Here is a 19,785-nt window from a genome sequence, read left to right as displayed (position 1 = left end):
CCGGGAGGCCCTGCGCGGCGAGTGGGCCGACCGACGGGCCCTGTTCGAGCTGGAGCTCCCCGACGCTGAGGTCGGACCGGCAGGGACCGTGCCGCTGCTGCGCAAGGACCTGTCCCGGACCCGGTCGGACCTGTCGCTGGAGCAGCTGCTGAACAAGTACCCGCCGGGCCACCGCAGGGGAGCCCTGGGGACTCCGACGAGGTCTAGGGCAAGACTGGGACCGACCTGGGCAGCGGCTACTGGCCCGAGTACGGCTTGGTTCGGCGGACCCGGCGCCTGACCCTGCTCGCGCCGACACCATGGCCGTGGTGCCCCGTCCAGGACTTGAACCCGGGACCGAGGAATTATGAGTTCCCTGCTCTGACCAGCTGAGCTAACGGGGCGCGCGGCGAGCCTACCGGCTGGGACCGCCGGTCGGCTCGTCCGCGACCGCCGGACGGCCCCCGTCGGGCACGGCATGGAAGAATGCCGACCATGGCGATGCGAGAGATCCGTGTGATTCCCGACCCCGTGCTGCGTACCGCGTGCGACGAGATCACCACGATCGACGACCGCGTCCGCTCCCTGGTGGCCGACCTTCTCGAGACCGTCGACGCCGAGGGCCGCGCCGGCCTCGCCGCCAACCAGATCGGCGTCAACCTGCGCGCCTTCTCGTGGAACATCGACGACGAGATCGGCTACGTCCTCAACCCGCGCATCGTCGCGCTCGGCGACGACGTCCAGGACGGCGACGAGGGCTGCCTCTCCGTCCCGGGCCTCTGGTACCCGACGACGCGGGCCGGCTACGCCCGCGTCGAGGGCATCGACCTCGACGGCAACCCCGTCGTCGTCGAGGGGACGGGCCTCATGGCTCGCTGCCTCCAGCACGAGTGCGACCACCTGGACGGCAAGCTGTACCTGGACCGCCTGGAGCGCAGCGTGCGCGTCAAGGCCATGCGCGAGCTGCGCGAGCGGCTCTAGCAGCGACTTCCTCTCGCGCTCGCCCACGACGTCGGGCATGATGGCGCGAGACCACGCGACACCACTGGTGACACGCCGCAGCACACCCACCTGATCGAGGACGTAGGGGAAGACGGACCTCGACCCAGGGAGGAACAATGTCCGGCGCCATCACCCGCGGTGTTCTTTTCGTGCACTCAGCACCTCGTGCCCTGTGCCCCCACGTGGAGTGGGCGGCGGGCAACGTGCTGGGCTCGCGCGTGTCCTTCGACTGGACGGTGCAGCCCGCCGCGCGCGGCCTGCACCGCGCCGAGCTGTCCTGGCAGGGCCTGCAGGGCACGGGCGCGCGTCTGGCCTCCGCGCTGCGCGGGTGGGACCACCTGCGCTACGAGGTCACCGAGGAGGCCTCGCACGGCGCCGACGGCGCCCGCTGGTCGCACACCCCGGACCTCGGCATCTTCCACGCGATGACGGACGTGCACGGCAACGTCGTCGTGCCGGAGGACCGCGTGCGGGCCGCGCTCGAGCTCGCGCACGACCCGCGGGCCATGCAGGACGCCCTCGGCCTCGCCCTCGGCACGGCCTGGGACGACGAGCTCGAGGTGTTCCGCTACGCCGGGGCCGGCGCCCCGGTGCGCTGGCTGCACCGCGTCGGCTGACGCTCCGCTCCCTGGGTAGACGACGGCGCCCTGTCCCCTCGGGGGACAGGGCGCCGTCGCGTGTCTCGGGTCAGGCGTTCGTCACCACGAGGGCCACGTTGTGCCCGCCGAAGCCGAACGAGTTGTTGACCGCGACGACGTCGCCCGCCGGCAGCGGGGCCGGCGCGTCCCGGACGAGCGGCACCTTGAGCTCGGGGTCCGGGTTGGCCACGTTGATGGTCGGGGGAGCGAGGCGCTCCTGCACGGCCTTGACCGTGAACACGGTCTCGAGCGCGCCCGCGCCGCCGAGCAGGTGCCCGGTCATCGACTTGGTCGCCGAGAGCAGCACGTGGTCCGCCTCGCCGCCCAGCAGGGTACGGATCGAGTTCGTCTCGGTGAGGTCGCCGACCTTGGTGGACGTGGCGTGCGCGTTGATGTGCGCGACGTCGGCGGCGGTCGCCCCGGCCATCTCGAGCGCGCGGCGCATCGCGGCGATCTGCCCCTTGCCCTCGGGGTCGGGGGAGGTGATGTGGTAGGCGTCCGAGCTGAGGCCGACGCCGGCCAGCTTCGCGTACACGCGCGCGCCGCGGGCGGCGGCGTGCTCCGCCGACTCCAGCACCACGATCGCGGCGCCCTCGCCGATGACGAACCCGTCGCGGTCGACGTCGTAGGGGCGCGAGGCGCCCTGCGGGTCGTCGTTGCGCAGCGACAGCGTGCGCGAGGCCGCGAACGCGGCGATCGGCATGGGGTGCATGGTCGCCTCGGTACCACCGGCGACGACGACGTCGGCACGGCCGCTGCGGATCATCTCGATGCCGTAGCCGATCGCCTCGGCACCCGACGCGCAGGCCGAGACCAGCGCATGCGCACCGGCCTGGGCGCCGATCTCCAGCTCGACGTACGCGGACGGCGAGTTCGGCATGAGCATCGGCACCGTCATCGGGAGCATGCGGCGGGCGCCACGCTCGCGCAGGGTGTCCCACGCGTCGAGCGTCGTCCAGATGCCGCCGATGCCGGACGAGACCACGGCGCCGAGGCGCTCCGGGTCGACCTGCTGGTCGCCCTCGGCGGCGGTGCCGAAGCCCGCGTCGGCCCACGCCTCGCGCGTCGCGATGATCGCGTACTGCGCGGACGGGTCCATGCGCTTGATCTCGGGGCGGGGGAGCACCTCCTCGGGCTTGACCTTGATGGTCGCGCCGAAGGTCACGGGGATGCCGTACTGCTCCGCCCAGTCGTTCTCGAAGGTGCGCGCCCCCGACTCGCCGGCCAGGGCTGCGGCCCAGGTGGACGCCGCGTCGCCGCCGAGCGGGGTGGTGGCACCGATGCCGGTGACGACGACATCGCGGGGTGCGGTCATGGTGAGGGCTCCTGGGTCGGGGGTGGTGCGTGGTCGACGTGCTGCCCACCGTCATCCTGCGGCCGCGGAGCGGTCGCGGAGCCCCGGACGGGTCCTGCGTCTCCGCGCAGGATGACGGCGGGCGGGAGCGCCAGGTCAGGCCTGGGCGCCGACGATGAAGGTGACGGCGTCGCCGACGGTCGCGAGGTTCTTGACCTCCTCGTCGGGGATGCGCACCGAGAACTTGTCCTCGGCGTGCGTCACGATCGTCATCATCGACAGCGAGTCGATGTCGAGGTCGTCGGTGAAGGACTTCTCGAGCTGCACGGCGTCGGTCGGCAGGCCGGTCTCCTCGGCGACGATCTCGGCGAGGCCCTCGAGGATCTCGGTGTCGGTGTAAGCCATGGTGGTTCCTTCTCTCGGTGGGTTGGTCAGACGGAGTGTCTCAGGGGAGGACGACGACCTGGGCCGCGTAGACAAGGCCGGCGCCGAAGCCGATCTGCAGGCAGACGTCGCCCGACCTGGCCTGGCCCTCGGCCAGCAGCCGCTCGATCGCGAGCGGCACGGACGCGGCCGACGTGTTGCCGGTCTCGGCGATGTCGCGCGCGACGACGACGGTCTCGGGCAGCTTGAGCTGCTTGACCATCTGGTCGATGATCCGCATGTTCGCCTGGTGCGGCACGAACACGTCGATGTCCTCAGGGCCGACGCCCGCGGCGTCCATCGCGGCCTGCGCGAACTTGCCGACCTGGAAGCTGGCCCACTTGAACACCGTCTGGCCGTCCTGGCGCAGCGTGGGCCAGCCGAGCGAGGAGTCCTCGCGCAGCTCGAGCCACGAGTGCGTCTGGCGGATGGTGGCGGCCTTCGAGCCGTCCGAGCCCCACACGGTCGGGCCGATGCCCGGGACGTCGGAGGCGCCGACGACGGCGGCGCCCGCGCCGTCGCCCAGCAGGAACGAGATGGACCGGTCGGTCGGGTCGATGATCTCGGAGAGCTTCTCGGCGCCGATCACGAGCACGTTGCGCGCGGCGCCCGAGCGGACGAGCGCGTCGGCCTGGCCGATGGCGTAGCAGTAGCCCGCGCACGCGGCCGAGATGTCGTAGGCGGCGGCCGGGGTGATCCCGAGGCGGTCGGCGAGGATCGCGGCGCCCGACGGCGTCTGCACGAAGTGCGTGATCGTCGACATGATGATCGCGTCGATCTCGTCGAGGGGCACGCCCGCGGCGGCGATCGCCTTCGTGGCGGCGACCTCGGACAGGTCCAGGACGTCGCGGTCGGCGCCCGCGCGGCGCCGTGTCACGATGCCGGTGCGCTGGCGGATCCACTCGTCGGACGAGTCGATCGGGCCAGCGATGTCGTCGTTCGTGACGACGAGCTCACCGCGCTCGCCCCCGATGCCGAGGATGCGCGAGTACGCGACCGGCTGGGCCTGCCTGAGGACGGTCATGCCTGGGCTCCGTTCGGGACGATGTTCGAGGCGGCGATGCTGTGGCGGGCGACGAGGTCGCGGGCGGCCTCGACGTCGTCGGGCGACTTCACGGCGACGAGCTCGACGCCCTTGAGCGCGCGCTTGGCGAGGCCGGTGAGCACGCCGCCCGGGGCGAGCTCCAGGACCGCGGTGACGCCGCGGGCGGCAAGCTCGTCCATGACGAGGTCCCAGCGCACGGGGGCCGTGACCTGCCCGGCGATGGTGCGCATCGTCGTCGCGGCGTCGCCGTGCGGCCGCCCGTCGACGTCGGCGAGGAACGTGACCTGCGGGTCGTGCGCGGGCCACGACGTGGCGACCGGCTCGAACTCGTCGCGCGCAGCGTCCATGAACGGCGTGTGGAACGCGCCGGCCACCTGCAGCGGGATGACGCGGGCGCGGGCGGGGGCGTTCTCGGCCAGGGCGGCCAGGCCGTCGGGCGAGCCGCCGGCGACCGTCTGCCCGGCCCCGTTGACGTTCGCGGGCCACAGGCCTGCCGCCTCGATCGCGGCCGTCACCTCGGCGGCGTCGCCACCCACGACGGCGCTCATGCCCGACGGCGCGGCGGCCGCGGCCTTGGCCATGGCCTGCGCGCGGCGGGTCACCAGGGCGACGGCGCCGGCGTCGTCAAGCACGCCCGCGACGGCGGCCGCGGCCACCTCGCCGACCGAGTGGCCCGCGGTGACGTCCACGACGTCGGCGGCCTCGCGGCCGTCGAGGATCACGCGCAGCGCGAGCAGCGACGACGCGACGATGAGCGGCTGGGCCACCGCCGTGTCACGGATGGTGTCGGCGTCCGACGTCGTGCCGTGGGCGACGAGGTCGAGCCCCGCCGCCTCGGAGAACGACGCCAGGAGGGCGGGTACGCCCGGAAGCTCGAGCCAGGGGGCGAGCATCCCGGGGGTCTGAGAGCCCTGTCCAGGGCAGACGACGGCAAGCACGGGACCAACATTCTCAGACGACAGGCCTCCCAGCCCGTACCGCTGGGAACCAACCTGCCGGAACCGGCTTGTGGGGTTCCCACAACTCCGGCTAGCCGAGCGCGCCCAGGGCGAGCGCCACCTGGAGCACGAACGACTCGCGCGCGTCCAGCGGGTCCCACCCGGTGACCTCCGTGACCTTCCGCAGGCGGTAGCGCACGGTGTTCGGGTGCACGTAGAGCTGCCGGGCGGCGGCCTCGAGCGACCGCCCCGTGCCCAGGTACGCGGACAGCGTCTCCAGCACCGACCCGCCGGCGCCCGCGAGCGGCTTGTAGGCCTGCTCCACGAGCGTGGCACGGGCGGCGGCGTCGCCGATGAGCACGCGCTCGGGCAGCAGGTCGTCGGCCAGCACGGGGCGCGGCGCCTGCGGCCACGCGGGCGCCGCCGCGAGCCCCGCGAGCGCGGCGGAGGCCGACCGGGACGCGTCCGCGACCGACGGCACCAGCGCGCCGATGACCACGGGCCCCGGCCCGAACCGGGGCAGCAGGCTCGTGGCCGACGCGACCAGGTCGCCCTCGCCGCCCAGCACGAGCACCACCCGGTCGCCGTGGATCCCCACGAGCGCGTCCCCGGCCGCACGCCGCGCGGCACGCCTCAGGTCGGCGGTCCGCAGCTCGTCCAGCGTCGTCGTCGTCGTGCCGACCACCACGAGCGTCTGGCCGCGACCCGACCAGCCGAGGGCCGAGACGCGCGACCGGACCGCGTCGTCGCCGTCGCCGCGCACCAGCGCGTCGACCACGAGCGCCTCCAGGCGCGCGTCCCACGCGCCGCGCAGCTCCGCGGCCCGCGCGTACACCTCGGCCGCCGAGAACGCGACCTCGCGCGAGTAGCGCAGCACCGCCTCGCGCACCTCGCGCTCCGCGCCCGGCGCCGCGATCTGGTCCGCCTGCGTCTCGACGACGTCGACCATGAGCCGCACGAGCTGCAGCGCCTGCTGCAGCGAGATCGACTGCGTCAGCTCGCGCGGCGCCGCCGAGAACATCTCGCCGACGCCCGACGGCGTGGCCGACGGGTCGGCGAACCACGTCACGAACGACGTGATGCCGGACTGCGCGACCAGGCCCACGTAGGAGCGGTCCTCGGCCGGCAGGTCGCGGTACCAGGGCAGCTCCTCGTCGAGCCGGCGCAGGGCCACGTTCGTCAGCACGCCCGTCGCCTCGCGCACGCGCTGCACCGTCGCAGCACGATGCTCGAAGTTCTTGTCCGCGTTGGTCGTCGAGGTGGGCACGTCACGAGGATACGGGCCGCACGGCCACGAAACCCGCCGAGACGTTGTGGAGAAGCCACAAACGGCGCCGGGCGGGCGGGCGCCGGAGGACCATCTGCCCTCCCCCTGGAACGGCGTTGTGGTTATGGTCAAGGCATGGCTCTGATGCCCCGGCTCCGTGCCCTGCTCCGCCGGCCGTTCTCGGCCTCGACCGTCGGCGCCCGGCGGCCCATGCCGTCCGACCGCCGCCGCGGCGACACCGTCCAGGAGGATGCCTTGCGCGCCATGCTGCTCGACGACCCCAACGACGCGCGGGCGTTCGACGCCCTCGCCGAGCTCGTGCGGCGTCGCGCCGCCGAGTCCACGAACCCGGAGGACCCGCTGACCGCGCCCGCCGACGAGGAGACCGCCGCGGAGCAGCGCGAGCGCGCGGCCGACCTCGCCGTGTGGGCGCTCGCGGAGGAGCTCGCCGGGCACCCGCGCGGCTGGTACCCGCTGCTCGAGCTGGGGCGGCTCTCGCTCGCCTCGGACCCCGAGGGCGCCGTCCGCCGGCTGGCCACCGCCGCCGAGCGCGACCCCGAGGGGAAGGCGCTCGCCGCCGGCCTGGAGATCCTGCGCGACGCCGGCATGCCGGTCGAGGCCCTCGGCCTCGGCGTCGGGCACTGGCGCGTCAAGGAGCACCACCCGTCCGTCGGGCAGCACCTGGTCCTGGCGGCGCTGGAGGCCGACCGGCCGCTCGAGGCCAAGCAGCACCTGGCCAACCTGGACCTGCACCCCGACACCGCCGCGGTCGCCCAGCTGCGCCCGCCGCTCGAGCAGGCGATCGCGGACCACGCGTCCGCGCAGGAGCAGCCGAGCCTCTGACACCGAGAGACGACGAGAGGGCCTCCACCCGATGGGTGGAGGCCCTCTCTCATGCCGTCACGGGACGGGTCAGCTGTCGCCGCCCGCGTTGCCCGAGGTCCCGGCGTTCACGTCGAGCAGGCGGTACTTCTCGATCGCCTTGCCGACGACGCCCGCGTCGACCTCGCCACGGCGGGCGAGGGCCTGCAGCGTCTTGACCACCATCGACGGGCCGTCGATGAGGAAGAAGCGGCGGGCGGCGGCGCGCGTGTCCGAGAAGCCGAAGCCGTCGGCGCCCAGCACCTCGTAGTCGCCCGGGACCCACTTGCGGATCTGGTCGGGGACCAGGTGGTCGTAGTCGCTCGACGCGATGAACGGGCCACCGGTGCCCTGGAGCTTCTCCGTGACGTACGGCAGGCGGACGGGGGCGGACGGGTCGACGAACGCCTCCCGGTCTGCGGCCAGCGCGTCGCGACGCAGCTCGCTCCACGAGGTCACCGACCACACGTCGGCCGAGACGCCCCAGTCGTCGCGCAGCAGCTGCTGCGCCTCGAGCGCCCACGGCACGCCCACGCCGGAGGCGAGGAGCTGAGCCTTCGGGCCCTCGATGTCGGACACCGAGACGCGGTGGATGCCGCGCTTGATGCCCTCGACGTCGACGTCCTCCGGCTCGGCCGGCTGGGCCATCGGCTCGTTGTACACCGTGAGGTAGTACATGACGTTCTGGTCGCGGCCCTGCTCGTCGTGCTCGCCGTCGGCCGAGGCGCCGAACATGCGCTCGATGCCGTCGCGCACGATGTGGCGGATCTCGTAGCCGTACGCGGGGTCGTAGATGACCATCGCGGTGTTGGTCCCGGCCAGGATCGGCGAGTGGCCGTCCATGTGCTGGAGGCCCTCACCGGCGAGGGTCGTGCGACCCGCGGTGGCGCCGATGATGAAGCCGCGCGTGAGCTGGTCGCCGGCCGCCCAGAACTGGTCGCCCGTGCGCTGGAACCCGAACATCGAGTAGAAGATGTAGACCGGGATCAGGTGCTCGCCGTGCGTCGCGTAGGACGTGCCGACCGACTGGAACGCCGCTGCAGAACCGGCCTCGTTGATGCCGGTGTGCATGATCTGGCCGGCCTCGGACTCCTTGTAGGAGAGCATCAGCTCGCGGTCCACCGCGAGGTAGTGCTGGCCGCCCGTGTTGAAGATCTTCGCGGACGGGAAGATCGCGTCCAGGCCGAACGTGCGGGCCTCGTCCGGGATGATCGGCACGATGCGCTTGCCGAACTCCTTGTCCTTGATGAGGTCCTTGAGCAGGCGGACGAACGCCATCGTCGTGGCGACCTCCTGCTGGCCCGAGCCCTTCTTCAGCAGCTCGTAGACCTTGGGGTCGGGCAGCGCGACGGCCTTCGGCGCGTGACGGCGCTCGGGCACGAAGCCACCGAGCTGACGGCGGCGCTCCAGCATGTACTGGATCGCCGGGTCGTCGTTGCCCGGGTGGTAGTACGGGGCCGAGTACGGGTCCTCGAGCTGCTCGTCCGGGATCGGGATCCGCAGCGAGTCGCGCAGCGCCTTGAGGTCGTCCGACTTCAGCTTCTTCATCTGGTGCGTCGAGTTGCGGCCCGCGAAGCCCGAGCCCAGGCCGTAGCCCTTGACCGTCTGCGCCAGGATCACGGTCGGCTGGCCCTGGTGGGACCGCGCCGCCGCGTACGCCGCGTAGATCTTGCGGTAGTCGTGACCACCGCGCTTCATGTTCCAGATGTCCTCGTCCGTCATGTTCTCGACGAGGGCCTTGGTGCGCGGGTCGCGACCGAAGAAGTGCTCGCGGATGAACGCACCCGACTCGGCACGGTACGTCTGGTAGTCGCCGTCCGGCGTGACGTTCATAAGGTTGACCAGGGCGCGGTCCTTGTCCGCGTTGAGCAGGGCGTCCCACTCACGGCCCCAGATGACCTTGATGACGTTCCAGCCCGCACCCTTGAACTGGGCCTCGAGCTCCTGGATGATCTTGCCGTTGCCGCGGACCGGGCCGTCGAGGCGCTGCAGGTTGCAGTTGACCACGAACGTCAGGTTGTCCAGGCCCTGGTGCGCCGCGAGCTGCAGCATGCCGCGCGACTCCGGCTCGTCCATCTCGCCGTCGCCCAGGAACGCCCAGACGTCCTGCTGCGACGTGTCCTTCAGGCCACGGTTCTGCAGGTACCGGTTCGTCCACGCCTGGTAGATCGCCGACGCCGGGCCGAGGCCCATCGAGACCGTCGGGAACTCCCAGAACTCGGGCAGCAGGCGCGGGTGCGGGTACGACGGCAGGGCGTGGCCGGCCTTCGACTTCTCCTGGCGGAACCCGTCGAGGTCCTCCGCGGACAGGCGGCCCTCGAGGTACGCGCGGGCGTACATGCCGGGGGACGCGTGGCCCTGGAAGTAGACCTGGTCGCCGCCGCCCGGGTGGTCCTTGCCGCGGAAGAAGTGGTTCAGGCCCACCTCGTACAGCGTGGCCGACGACGCGTACGACGAGATGTGCCCGCCGACGCCGATGCCCGGCTTCTGCGCACGCGTCACCATCACGGCGGCGTTCCAGCGGTTCCAGCCGCGGTACTGGCGCTCCAGCGACTCGTCGCCGGGGAAGTAGGGCTCCTCGTGCACGCCGATCGTGTTGACGTACGGCGTGGCGAACGACGCCGGGATCGCCACGTTGCGCTCGCGGGCGCGGCGCAGCAGGTTGAGCATGACGTAGCGGGCGCGCGGCCCACCCTTGTCGTCGATCAGGCCGTCGAAGGACTCGACCCACTCGGCGGTCTCGCCGGGGTCGATGTCGGGGACCGAGCTGAGCAGACCGTTGATCAGCGGTCCGGTCTCGTCGTACGAAGCCACCAGTACCCTCTCTCTAGTCGTGGCACGTCGGTGTCGTCGCACCGCAAGGCCACGCCTGTCGTGGAATCAGACCCATTCTGGCCCCATCCGAGCACTTGGCCTACCGGTTCTGACCGCCTGTCTCGTGATGTCCGTCATGGTGCCAGAGGCCCCCGACGGGCGTGGGAGCGTCCGGCAGGCGACGTCACAGGGCGGATCGCGAGGCGCGGACGGCTCACGTGGACTACCTTGACGACATCCCGGAAGCGCAGGCGTCCGGCGTCGTAGTTGCCGAAGAAAGGAACGGACGGACCACGTGGGTAAGCAGACGGATCCCCAGGTTGACCGCCTCGGGTTCACGCCCGGCCAGGTGGTGCAGGAGTTCGGCTGGGACGACGACGTCGACGAAGCGCTCCGCGCGGCGATCGAGGAGACCACCGGCGGCGAGCTCGCCGACGAGGACTACGACGACGTCACGGACGCCGTCATCGTCTGGTGGCGCGACGGCGACGGCGACCTCACCGACATGCTCGTCGACGCCCTCACGGTGCTCGACGACGGCGGTGCCGTCTGGCTGTTCACGCTCAAGCCGGGACGCTCCGGGCACGTCGGCCACGACGAGATCAAGGAAGCCGCCACGACGGCTGGTCTGCACGCGATGAGCACGTTCGCCGTCGCCGACGACTGGTCTGCGACACGGCTCGCGAACCGCGGACGCGGCCGCTGATGGCGGTGCAGCCCGGCGACCCGGCCCCCGACTTCACGCTCCAGGACACGCACGGCACGCCCGTCCACCTGGCGGACGTGCTCGCCGACGGGCCCGTGCTGGTCGTGTTCTACCCGTTCGCCTTCTCCGGCATCTGCACGGGCGAGCTGTGCGAGCTGCGGGACAACATCGAGGAGTTCGAGACCGCCGGTGTGCGGCTCCTCGCCGTCTCCACCGACCCCGTGTTCACGCTCAAGGCGTGGCAGCAGCAGGAGGGCTTCGGGTTCGACCTGCTGTCCGACTTCTGGCCCCACGGCGACGTCGCCCGGGCGTACGGGGTGCTCGACGAGCAGAACGGCCACGCCCTGCGCGGCACGTTCCTGATCGACGCCGACGGCGTCGTGCGGTGGGCCGTCGTGAACCCGCGCGGCCAGCGACGCGACCTCGAGGCGTACCGGGCAGCGCTCGCGGAGATCTGAGTCCCGTACTCTTGGGGGTCGCGCGCGCGAGCGTGCGATGGGGGCCTGTAGCTCAGCTGGTAGAGCGCCACGCTTACACCGTGGATGTCGTCGGTTCGAGACCGGCCGGGCCCACCACCAGGATTTTTGGCCTCTGACCTGCGTTGATGTCCTGCTCTGCGTGGTCACGCGGGGACAGAGATCGACAGTTCTTGCCCTCTGGTGCCCCACGGGACAACCGCTCTCCGACCGCACCTTCCTGTCGGAGGAAGGCGGTCGAGACGGTGAGTAGGCGGAGCTTCGGTGCGCTCGTGGTGCGTCGGAGCAAGACCGGCAACAAGGTCGTCGCGGTCCGCGCCCGGTACGTCGGTCCCGACGGTGACCGTCGCGGACGCTGGCGCCGTCGACGCATCGAGGCTACGCGACGGCGACGTACAGGCCGGCGACGATCGCGGGACCGAACGCGAGGTGCCACGTCGTCGGGCCAGCGCGCACAGCGCGAGCGGGACCGCGAGCAGGTGCGCCGCGACGATGAATGCGCCGACCGCCGGCCAACCGGCAGCGCCGGCGATCGGCGCGAGCGCGGCCGTGAGCCGGACGTCGCCCGAGCCGAGACCGGCGAAACGCCACAGTGCGAGGAAGACGACGCCCACCACGACACGCGCGATCAGGCCCGCGAGGAGCGGCGTGCAGGTCCTGCCCGCAAGACGCCGGGCGGTGCGGCTTGATGACGGTCCAGGCTTGTCGGTGGCTCATCCACATGGACGATCTGCAGCATGTCCGGCCTCCTGCTAAGTGAAGCAGGCGAGCTCTTGGAGCTCCCTGCGTCTCTGCAGGTCGAGCGCTGTCTCCAGCACGCACTGTGGCACTCCGTCGGCGGTCGACGAGAGCCACGAAGGCGTTTGCGCGCCAAACCATGCCTGCTCCACAGTTCGACACTGGATCGCATCCCAGGCGACGACACCAACACGAAGGAGTGCTGACATGCGCAAGGACTTCGGCTGGTCTGCTACCGCAATCACTCGCGCAGGAGCTGCGGTCATGCTCGCGGCGGCCTTCGCGGTCGGTGCTGGCTCAGTGGCATCAGCCGACTCAGGTACTCCCGTGACGCCGGAGCCGCTGTCTGTGCTCGTGTGCCAGGGGGCATCGGACGCCTACGCAGTCGCCAGCGTCACGAGGACGCCGACTCTCACCCACGCCACCAAGTACTCGAACGGTACGAGTACCGCGGCGACGGCGACGTACACGGCCGCCAAGCAGACGACGATCACGGCGTCCGTCACCGTGAGCACGGGAGTCACCGCAGAGGCCAGCGCAGTCATCGGCAAGCTCTCGGCGACCTCGGGACTGAGCCTGTCAGCTTCGGGCAGCGTCACCAGTTCGACTTCGCAGTCCATGACCGCGACGGTTCCCGCTGGCCAGTCGGTTGTTGTGGCCGCAGGGCGGACGGTGGTGAACGGGACCTGGACTCGGTCCTACTGCTCGGGCTCGGGTGCAAACATGCAGACGGGGACCGGACCCGCCAAGTCGTTCTCCGTTCAGGAGGTCGCTGCTGCGCAGTGCAACGTCACACAGCCGGCGGGCACGCTGCTCGCCCTCGCGAAGGCTTACTGCTAGTGCGCGCGCCGCGCAGGACCGTTCCATTGCTCATCCGAAGCGCTGCCGCCTTCACGTTGGTCGTCGGCTCGGCGACGGCATGCCAGCCCCCGGCCAGCACGAGTCTCTCCGCACCGCCAGCCTCGACCAACGCGAAGGCTCGGTGTTCTGCCGGCGACCTGTCCATCGATGATCCGAGGCCCGCCATGCAGCGTGTCGTCTTTGCGCAGCGCAAGACGGGTATGCACCTGGAGCACGAACCCGAGACCGTCTTCGACGAGCCGTACGTGGCACGTGCAGAGTTGGACGGCCACGGAGTGACCGCTGCGCTGAATGCGGCGATTGCGGAAAGCATCGGTCACCCCGTCGAAGGCGACTTTGACGCTCAGGGGGCGCTGAGCCCCTTAATGGCGGCGGCCGACCCGGGCAAGGAAGTCGTCGGGTATGTTGCGGTCACGCCGGCGAGCGTGGTCTTCTCAGTCAGTTGTGTGAATGGCGCACCCGCTCATGGAACTCTGGCAACCTGGCTCGATGAGGAGGTCGGCATCCTTGAGTGCGGGCTGAGTCTGGCCGACGAGAGTGATGCAGCTCGCGAAGCACGTAGCAGGTTCTGTACGGCCTCGTGACGACAATGTCTCGTCGAGGCGCCGGGATCGGGATCCGCCACCCGCTGCACCTACCCCCGAGCGCCCACCCACCCCGGCGACGGCGACCGGCTACTACTGGGCCTACATCAAGCGGTCCGGTCAGGGCGACTACACCGGACCGGACCGCTACATCGGGGCGAACTCGACTGTAACGTTCGACAGCGGCGCGGCAGTGTTCGCCGTGCAGGCCGGCTCTCGCGTCAACTACCACGGCTGAGGAAAGTAACTTAAGGGGAGAGCGGCTAGATCGATGCTCAGAATCGATGAAGTGTCACGCGCCTATGGACAGACCCAGGCTTTGTCTTCGTTGAACCTGGATGTGCCGGCGGAGGCACGACTGGGCCTGCTTGGGCCCAACGGTGCGGGCAAGACCACACTGTTGTCGATCCTGGCATGCGAGCTCGCCCCGACGAGCGGCCGGGTGATCCTCGAGGGTCACCCGGTCGCTACGCAGGCAGGTGCGCGCCAGGCGCGCCGGGCGATCGGCTTCCTGCCCCAGAAACCTGGGTACGTGCCGTCGTTCACCGCGCAGGAGACTGTGGAGTACGCCGCCTGGCTCAAGGGCATGGCGAGGAGGGAACGGGGGCCCGCCGCTCGCGCGATGCTTGACCGCGTGGGGCTGGATGCGGTCCGGGGTAGGCGCATGCGTGCACTGTCCGACGGCATGGTTCAGCGGGTCGGGCTTGCCGCGGCACTTGTGGCGCAGCCGCGGGTGCTCCTACTAGACGAACCGACCGTGGGCCTGGATCCCGCGCAGCGTCTGCAGTTCCGCTCACTCATCGCGGGGCTGGCGGATGTTGCAGTAGTCCTGTCGACCCACTTGGTGGAGGACGTTGCAGTCGTCGCTTCTGAGGTCGTGGTGATCGACGAGGGCAAAGTTCGGTTCCGGGGCTCACCGGAGGAGCTCGCCAAGGCGGGCGCTGTAGGCGCACCAGGCGACTCGCCGATCGAGCGCGGCTACATGAGCGTGCTGGCCGGAGCGACCCAAAGGGTCGACGCCTGATGCGGACGATCGTATGGACCGAGCTGCGTCGCTCGGTCCTCGCCCTGGGTGTCTTGGCTCTTGCGGTTGCGCAGGTCGCCCTGATGCTCAACGACGTCGCAGCCTGGCGCGGCGTGTGGCCGATGGCCTCGGCTGCGATCGGAGCGCCGTGGATGTTCTTGGGTCCCGCCGCCGCAGGTCTGAGTGCGCTGGATGCACTCCAGCGCTCAAGGCAGCGTGGAGCCGTTCTCGATGGCATCGGGTGGCGCTCAACGACGACGGCAATGCTGTTGGCGCGGTTGGTCATGGTCTGCGTCGTCATCCTGGCTGGCATCGTTTGTGCCGCGGTGGTCAACGCCGCCGCGCAAGCACCATCCGGCTTCTTTTGGCCGTCGTATCTCGTGATGGCGCTTTCGTTCGCTCTCGGGAGCGTCGCCTTTGGAGTGGCACTCGGCTGTCTTGGCGGGCCGGTGTGGTTTGCGCCGGTCGCGGCGGCATTGGCGACGTTCGTCCGCGCGATCTGGTTCCAAGGTCTGGGCGAAGGTTCGCCCGGGGCCGCCTTCACGCGAATCTTCATCGAAGGTCGGCCGTGGGACGAGCTCAACGTGCGCGGCGTCGTCGGAGCGGTCCTGGAGGCACTTGTCGTCGTCGTCCTGGCCCTCGTCGCACCGGTGCTGGTCACCACCTTGCGGGCACGGCGTGTCGGACGGATCTACCCGTGGGGTCCTCGCGCCGGTGCTATGGCCGTCGCCGGAGCCGTGACTGTGCTCGTGGGCACGGCACTCGTCGTCTCAAGCCCACCGCTCGTCCAGTCCCGCGCTCCTGCGGCCGACCCGCCGTGCAGCGACACACACCCGGTCGTATGCGTCTGGCCCGAGAACGTGCGGCTGCTTCCTGCGCTGGCCGCGAAGGCTGACCGCGCTGACGCGATAGCCCAGTCGGTGGGCGGTCACTTGATGCCGCGCATCGACGAGTACGGACTGAGCCGGGGCGACAACTTCCTCGCGATGGGCCAAGGAACCTGGTTCTTCACCGATAGCCTTGGAAGTGCTATCGCCCGGTCGCTGGCCCCGGAATGGCAGTGCGACCCGCCGGCGGATGACCCGGCCCTCGAGCAGTACTACACGGCCCAGTTCGCCCTCGCGGCGCTGTTCCAGATGCAGATCGAGGACAGCGAGCGACCACGCGGGTACGGCAACTCGGCGGACGTCGACATCGCCGAGGTGAACCGGATCTGGCAGGCAGACGAGGCAGACCGGCATGCGTGGATCGCAGCCCGCACGGCCACGATGAAGGCGGCTGTGCAGGACGCGTGCGCGTGATCCTCTACCTGCGATCCCGACGCGTCGGTGCAGCCATCATCGCGCTGGGAGCACTGGCGACAGCCACCATCCTCATCGGTGGCAGGGCACTGACGCTCGCACCCGACGGGGTACCCGTCTCAATGCCCTACCGCGCCGTGCTCCCACTGTTCAGCGCCGCACTAGCGGTCGCGAGCCTAGACTCGCCTGTCCCGCAGATCGATCGAACTGACACCGGCCCGCTGCAACGCGTTCGCCACCTCCACCTTCTGGCGGCATTGACAGTAACCCTCGGGCTCAGCGCACTTACCGAGCTCTTCACCGCTACCGGTGCACCAGCGCTGGCCGTCCGAGGAAGCCTCTGCTGGTTCGGCCTCGCACTGATCTCAGGCGTGGTCATCCGCATGTCGTTCGCATGGGTGATCCCACTTGTTGCTCTGGCCCCACTGATCCGATGGGGCTGGACCACAGAAGGCCCAGAAGCGTGGAACTGGGCGGCGGCTCCGTCGTCCGACCTCGACTCCTGGCTCCTCGCGGTCGGCGCAATCTGTCTGGGGGGCATTGCGTGGATGCGCAGCACCACCCGGCGGGGTGGCCCCCGTTTCACCGGCCCTCGTCAACCACGGCTCGCAGTCGAGAGCGCGGCGGTCGTCCGCTAACCAACGCCTGGCGGACCAGCGCTGCACTGAGACACGCTGGGCTCGGCAGGGTGCGTCGACGATCTGCATCACCTGACCGAGATGTGTGGCGTTCATTGACCACATCGGCGTCAAGACGCGTGACGGGCAGCTGGGTCCCGCAGAGTGTGGGTCGGCGAGGTGGTCGTCGCCGGTTGGCCCGCCGGCGCGCATCCGGGATGCTCCGACGGACGACGCCCGGACCACCCTCGATGGGACAACGCGCCGTTGGAGTGGCCGCCTCGACCGTCGACTAGGCGGCCACCCTGACGGCCGATCAGCAGAGGGACTGCGACAGCGAGCTGACGCATAGCGTCAAGCTGTACGTGCTGACGGGAGCGACGCCGGACCGGTCCTGATCGTCGGTCTCGAGGGTCTGGAGGCTGAGGAGGAAGCCCATGGGTTCACCTCCTTCCGGTGGCAGTGAGGGCCACGGCGCGTGGGTCGGCGTCGTGAGGCTGTTGCGTGGGAAGGAGGAGCGGCACGAGGTCGCTCCACCCGGGGGCGAGTGGATCGAACGCAGCGAGCTCGTGGGCACGGAGTGCGGTGAGGATCCCCGCAGACCCGGTGGCGAGGTCGCACGACATGCGCATGAGACCTCGCCCGGGGAAGCCGATGCCGTCGCCGTGCCGTAGCGCGTGGAGGCGGAACTGGTCGACGTGGCGAGTCACTGCCTCGGCGGATGCCTCGGTTGCAAGGCCGAGGCGGCTCAGCGCCAAGAGGTAGTGAACCATCCCTGCGCGGCCGTAGAAGAGACCGGACTCAATCGTGAAGGGTGCGGACGCGGCGCGGGTGATGCCGTCGATTGCGACGACGTACCTCTCGGGGTCGGGTGCGTGTCGAAGGGCTTGCGCTGCCACCAGGCCGACGCCGACTGAGCCCGATGCCAGGTAGGGGTTGAGGCGCCACCCTTCGTTGACCTGGAGCGATCCGTCGTCGGCGACGGCGCAGTGCGCGAGGTCGTAGTCGAGTGCGTCCATCGCTAGGTGCAGGTGCCGCGCGTCACTCGTGCGCTCGTAGAGGCGCAGCGCGAAGAGCGCGGTCCCGGATGCGCCCCACATGAGTCCCGCGTGATCCGTTCGTGCGACATGGGCCGTCACGGTGGGGTCGAGGCGCGGGCGCTGGGTGGTGTGGTAGTCCGTCAGGCGGCTCGCGATCGCGTCAGCGCGGTCGAGGAGCTCCGGATGACGGGGGCTCTCGGCGACAAGCAGGAGCCCGAGGCCCGGTAGGCCGCTGTAGAGGTCAGGGCCGAGCGAGTCGAGGTCGGTGGTGCGAAGCGTGTCAAGGATCGAGTCGGCATCAGTCGTTCGGCCATGGTGGCGGTGCAGCCATGCGACGCCAGCGAGCCCGTCGAACAGGCCTACCGGCCGCTCGCCAGTTGTGGGGTTGGGACGACTCGCCGCTGCGGTGAGCCAGTCGAGTGCGCCAGCGGGGACGTCGAGGTTGGCGGAGGCCAGGGCGTGGACCACGCCGGCTGCTCCGTGCGCCAGGCCCATGCCGTTCTCGTGGAACTGCTGGGGGTCACCTGGCCAGAGGCGATCGACGCGGCTGAGGTCCGCCGACCAATGGAGGGCCCGGTCGATGCGGTGCTGGACAGCCGCGATCCCAGTCTGTGTCGTCGTGTCCCAATCACCCGCCGGGCCAAGGCGGGCAAGGTCATGGCCTGCACCGCGCCGCCCGGCGTCGCGTCTCGAGAGGCCAAGGTCCGCCAGCTGGGCACCGATCCACGCGTCGTCCAGGTTGTACGTGACCATCGCGTTCTCGAGGAGGTCCCGGGCCTTCAGCGAGTCCAGAGGAATCAGGGCCGTGAGCGGCGTGAACAGGGCTGCCCTGATGCAGGCGAGTGCGTAACGGTCCGCGGCCGTGCCTCCGCGACGGTCTGGTGCGACGAACCCCGGAGCTCCGACGAGGGTCGTCGTGTGCTCGGTCGCCGGCCGTGCCATCTCGAAGTCGATCAGGACGATGTGTCCGTCGGGACGGACGATCACGTTGCGCGGGTGCAGATCACCGTGGACGTGCCCGGCGGCGTGCAAGCGAGACACGGCTCGGGAGAGTGCGTCGGAGATGCGCAGCGCCCACTCCCGGTAGGCGGCGTAGTCAGACGGCGTCGAGTCTGCATGGATCGACGGACTGCGGCGGGCGATCTCGGCGTTGAGGGGCGTGCCCTCGACGTGCTCAAGTGCAAGGAACCGGTGGCCGTGGAGCGTGAATGCGTCCCTCACCGCAACGACGTCGGGGCCAGCCAGAGTCAGTAGGGCCGCCTCCTCGTCGCTGACGCGTGTTGCCGCATCGCGCCCGTCGGGCGTGATGCCAGCATGCGGGCGACCCTCCTTGAGGACGACGCGCTCCCCGTTCTTGCCGCGCGCCTCGTACACGCCACCGGCGTTCGAGTAGTGCAGGACTCGTGTGATGTCGTACCCGAAGTCGGCTGGCGGTGCAGCATCACTCAGCGATGCGAGCGGCCGCTCCAGGAAGTTCGGCATCGGCACCCACGGCGGCGGGGTGAAGCCAGCGGTGCGTGGATCCTCGACCGCGTGCCCCGCCGGATGACGCAGGGCGGGGATGGGTTGGCCGCGGTCGTCGCGGGTCCACATCTTCTTGAAGGCGCCGAAGCGCGTGTAGACCGGCCCGTTGCGCCAGCGAAGGTCGGACAGGATGTACGGGCCTGGCATGCCGCCGACCACGGCGTCGAGGCCGGTCAGCGTGAGATGCAGGCGCTCCTGGTCCTCGGGGTAGACCGTGATGAACTTCCCCGCAGACCCGCGATCTGCGTCCTTCGCATTCACCGTTGCCAGCTGCGCATGGCCTTCGAGGTGCTTGAAGCTGAGGCGGTGCGTCCAGCAGAACTCTGAGACCCGCCGGAGTACCTCGTCGGCGGACCGCGCGACGGTGCTGACGTGCACCTTCCAGCCCTGGTCAGGTAGCCAGACTCCGATCGGGTGCCAGTGGCTCCACGGTTCCCGGTTGTCGTGTTGCCAGCCCACCCAGTCGAGATCGGCGACGGAGAAGGACGGTTCGTCGGCAGCGGTGCTGGGTCTGTCGTAGAACAGAGCATCGGTCGTTGCGAAGTGGGCGATCATCGGGTCCAACTGCCGACACTCCATGGTTCTCGTGAGCGGAGCGCGAGGCCGCGGCGGAACTCGCTGGCACATTGGAGACCGATGCGACGGGTCTAGGA

18 protein-coding genes and 2 tRNA genes are annotated in these 19,785 nt (G+C 70.5%); 10 read left to right on the top strand and 10 right to left on the bottom strand.

Annotation, left to right across the window (positions count from 1 at the left end; all coding sequences use genetic code 11):
• Window positions 1-306: 306 nt before the first annotated feature.
• Window positions 307-383 (bottom strand) — tRNA-Ile (locus ET471_RS16495).
• Window positions 384-474: 91 nt separating this feature from the next.
• Between ET471_RS16495 and def the strand changes: the two genes are divergently transcribed.
• Window positions 475-960 carry a peptide deformylase gene (gene def, locus ET471_RS16490; RefSeq protein ID WP_129190111.1) on the top strand — a complete coding sequence of 162 codons (486 nt, stop codon included), beginning with the start codon at window positions 475-477 and terminating at the stop codon, window positions 958-960.
• Window positions 961-1,097: 137 nt separating this feature from the next.
• Window positions 1,098-1,598, top strand: coding sequence for a DUF3145 domain-containing protein (locus ET471_RS16485; RefSeq protein WP_129190109.1), 501 nt, complete (start codon window positions 1,098-1,100; stop codon window positions 1,596-1,598).
• Window positions 1,599-1,668: 70 nt separating this feature from the next.
• Here ET471_RS16485 and ET471_RS16480 read toward each other — a convergent pair whose 3' ends face one another.
• From ET471_RS16480 to ET471_RS16460, 5 genes are all read right to left on the bottom strand, one after another.
• The gene (locus ET471_RS16480; protein WP_129190107.1) at window positions 1,669-2,934 is read right to left on the bottom strand and encodes a beta-ketoacyl-[acyl-carrier-protein] synthase family protein; all 1,266 of its coding nucleotides are present in this window, start codon (window positions 2,932-2,934) and stop codon (window positions 1,669-1,671) included.
• Between the two features lie 135 nt (window positions 2,935-3,069).
• On the bottom strand, window positions 3,070-3,318 hold the full coding sequence (locus tag ET471_RS16475; RefSeq protein WP_129190105.1) for an acyl carrier protein: 249 nt from the start codon (window positions 3,316-3,318) through the stop codon (window positions 3,070-3,072).
• A gap of 40 nt (window positions 3,319-3,358) precedes the next feature.
• Window positions 3,359-4,360 (bottom strand): beta-ketoacyl-ACP synthase III, encoded by a 1,002-nt coding sequence (locus ET471_RS16470; protein ID WP_129190104.1) that lies wholly within the window; start codon window positions 4,358-4,360, stop codon window positions 3,359-3,361.
• Window positions 4,357-5,319 (bottom strand): ACP S-malonyltransferase, encoded by a 963-nt coding sequence (locus tag ET471_RS16465; RefSeq protein WP_129190102.1) that lies wholly within the window; start codon window positions 5,317-5,319, stop codon window positions 4,357-4,359. Before ET471_RS16465 ends, ET471_RS16470 begins: the two co-directional genes overlap by 4 nt.
• 91 nt (window positions 5,320-5,410) lie before the next feature.
• Window positions 5,411-6,586 carry a PucR family transcriptional regulator gene (locus ET471_RS16460; protein WP_129190100.1) on the bottom strand — a complete coding sequence of 392 codons (1,176 nt, stop codon included), beginning with the start codon at window positions 6,584-6,586 and terminating at the stop codon, window positions 5,411-5,413.
• A gap of 135 nt (window positions 6,587-6,721) precedes the next feature.
• Between ET471_RS16460 and ET471_RS16455 the strand changes: the two genes are divergently transcribed.
• Window positions 6,722-7,429, top strand: coding sequence for a hypothetical protein (locus ET471_RS16455; protein WP_129190098.1), 708 nt, complete (start codon window positions 6,722-6,724; stop codon window positions 7,427-7,429).
• A 69-nt stretch (window positions 7,430-7,498) separates the two neighbouring features.
• Here the strand turns inward: ET471_RS16455 and aceE are convergent, their stop codons facing one another.
• On the bottom strand, window positions 7,499-10,261 hold the full coding sequence (aceE, locus tag ET471_RS16450) for a pyruvate dehydrogenase (acetyl-transferring), homodimeric type (protein WP_129190096.1): 2,763 nt from the start codon (window positions 10,259-10,261) through the stop codon (window positions 7,499-7,501).
• A 295-nt stretch (window positions 10,262-10,556) separates the two neighbouring features.
• Here aceE and ET471_RS16445 point away from each other — a divergent pair, with 295 nt between their 5' ends.
• The 3 genes from ET471_RS16445 (at window position 10,557) to ET471_RS16435 (ending at window position 11,542) form a co-directional block, all read left to right on the top strand.
• Window positions 10,557-10,967, top strand: a complete 411-nt coding sequence (locus ET471_RS16445) for a DUF3052 domain-containing protein (RefSeq protein WP_129190094.1) — start codon at window positions 10,557-10,559, stop codon at window positions 10,965-10,967.
• A complete protein-coding gene (locus ET471_RS16440; protein ID WP_129190092.1) occupies window positions 10,967-11,425 on the top strand; it encodes a peroxiredoxin in 459 nt (152 codons plus the stop codon). Before ET471_RS16445 ends, ET471_RS16440 begins: the two co-directional genes overlap by 1 nt.
• A gap of 41 nt (window positions 11,426-11,466) precedes the next feature.
• Window positions 11,467-11,542: transfer RNA gene (locus ET471_RS16435), tRNA-Val, on the top strand.
• A 1,016-nt stretch (window positions 11,543-12,558) separates the two neighbouring features.
• Here the strand turns inward: ET471_RS16435 and ET471_RS16430 are convergent.
• Window positions 12,559-12,801, bottom strand: a complete 243-nt coding sequence (locus ET471_RS16430) for a hypothetical protein (protein WP_129190090.1) — start codon at window positions 12,799-12,801, stop codon at window positions 12,559-12,561.
• Window positions 12,802-13,206: 405 nt separating this feature from the next.
• Here ET471_RS16430 and ET471_RS16425 point away from each other — a divergent pair, with 405 nt between their 5' ends.
• From ET471_RS16425 to ET471_RS16410, 4 genes are all read left to right on the top strand, one after another.
• Entirely contained in the window at window positions 13,207-13,626 is a 420-nt protein-coding gene (locus ET471_RS16425) for a hypothetical protein (RefSeq protein WP_129190088.1), read from the top strand.
• Window positions 13,627-13,897: 271 nt separating this feature from the next.
• The gene (locus tag ET471_RS16420; protein WP_129190086.1) at window positions 13,898-14,650 is read left to right on the top strand and encodes an ABC transporter ATP-binding protein; all 753 of its coding nucleotides are present in this window, start codon (window positions 13,898-13,900) and stop codon (window positions 14,648-14,650) included.
• Window positions 14,650-15,951, top strand: coding sequence for a hypothetical protein (locus tag ET471_RS16415; RefSeq protein ID WP_129190084.1), 1,302 nt, complete (start codon window positions 14,650-14,652; stop codon window positions 15,949-15,951). The genes ET471_RS16420 and ET471_RS16415 overlap by 1 nt, the downstream gene beginning before the upstream one ends.
• Window positions 15,948-16,589: a hypothetical protein gene (locus ET471_RS16410; protein WP_129190082.1), complete on the top strand. Its 642-nt coding sequence runs from the start codon at window positions 15,948-15,950 to the stop codon at window positions 16,587-16,589. Before ET471_RS16415 ends, ET471_RS16410 begins: the two co-directional genes overlap by 4 nt.
• Window positions 16,590-16,884: 295 nt before the next feature.
• Here the strand turns inward: ET471_RS16410 and ET471_RS19165 are convergent, their stop codons facing one another.
• Both ET471_RS19165 and lanKC read right to left on the bottom strand, forming a co-directional pair.
• Complete coding sequence (locus ET471_RS19165) at window positions 16,885-17,007, bottom strand: SapB/AmfS family lanthipeptide (RefSeq protein ID WP_129190080.1); 123 nt, start codon at window positions 17,005-17,007, stop codon at window positions 16,885-16,887.
• A gap of 4 nt (window positions 17,008-17,011) precedes the next feature.
• Window positions 17,012-19,687, bottom strand: a complete 2,676-nt coding sequence (gene lanKC, locus ET471_RS16400; protein ID WP_165350523.1) for a class III lanthionine synthetase LanKC — start codon at window positions 19,685-19,687, stop codon at window positions 17,012-17,014.
• Window positions 19,688-19,785 lie beyond the last annotated feature (98 nt).

Source organism: Xylanimonas protaetiae, from assembly GCF_004135385.1.
In the GTDB taxonomy this organism is placed as follows: domain Bacteria; phylum Actinomycetota; class Actinomycetes; order Actinomycetales; family Cellulomonadaceae; genus Xylanimonas; species Xylanimonas protaetiae.
This window is presented reverse-complemented; position numbering and strand designations above follow the sequence as displayed.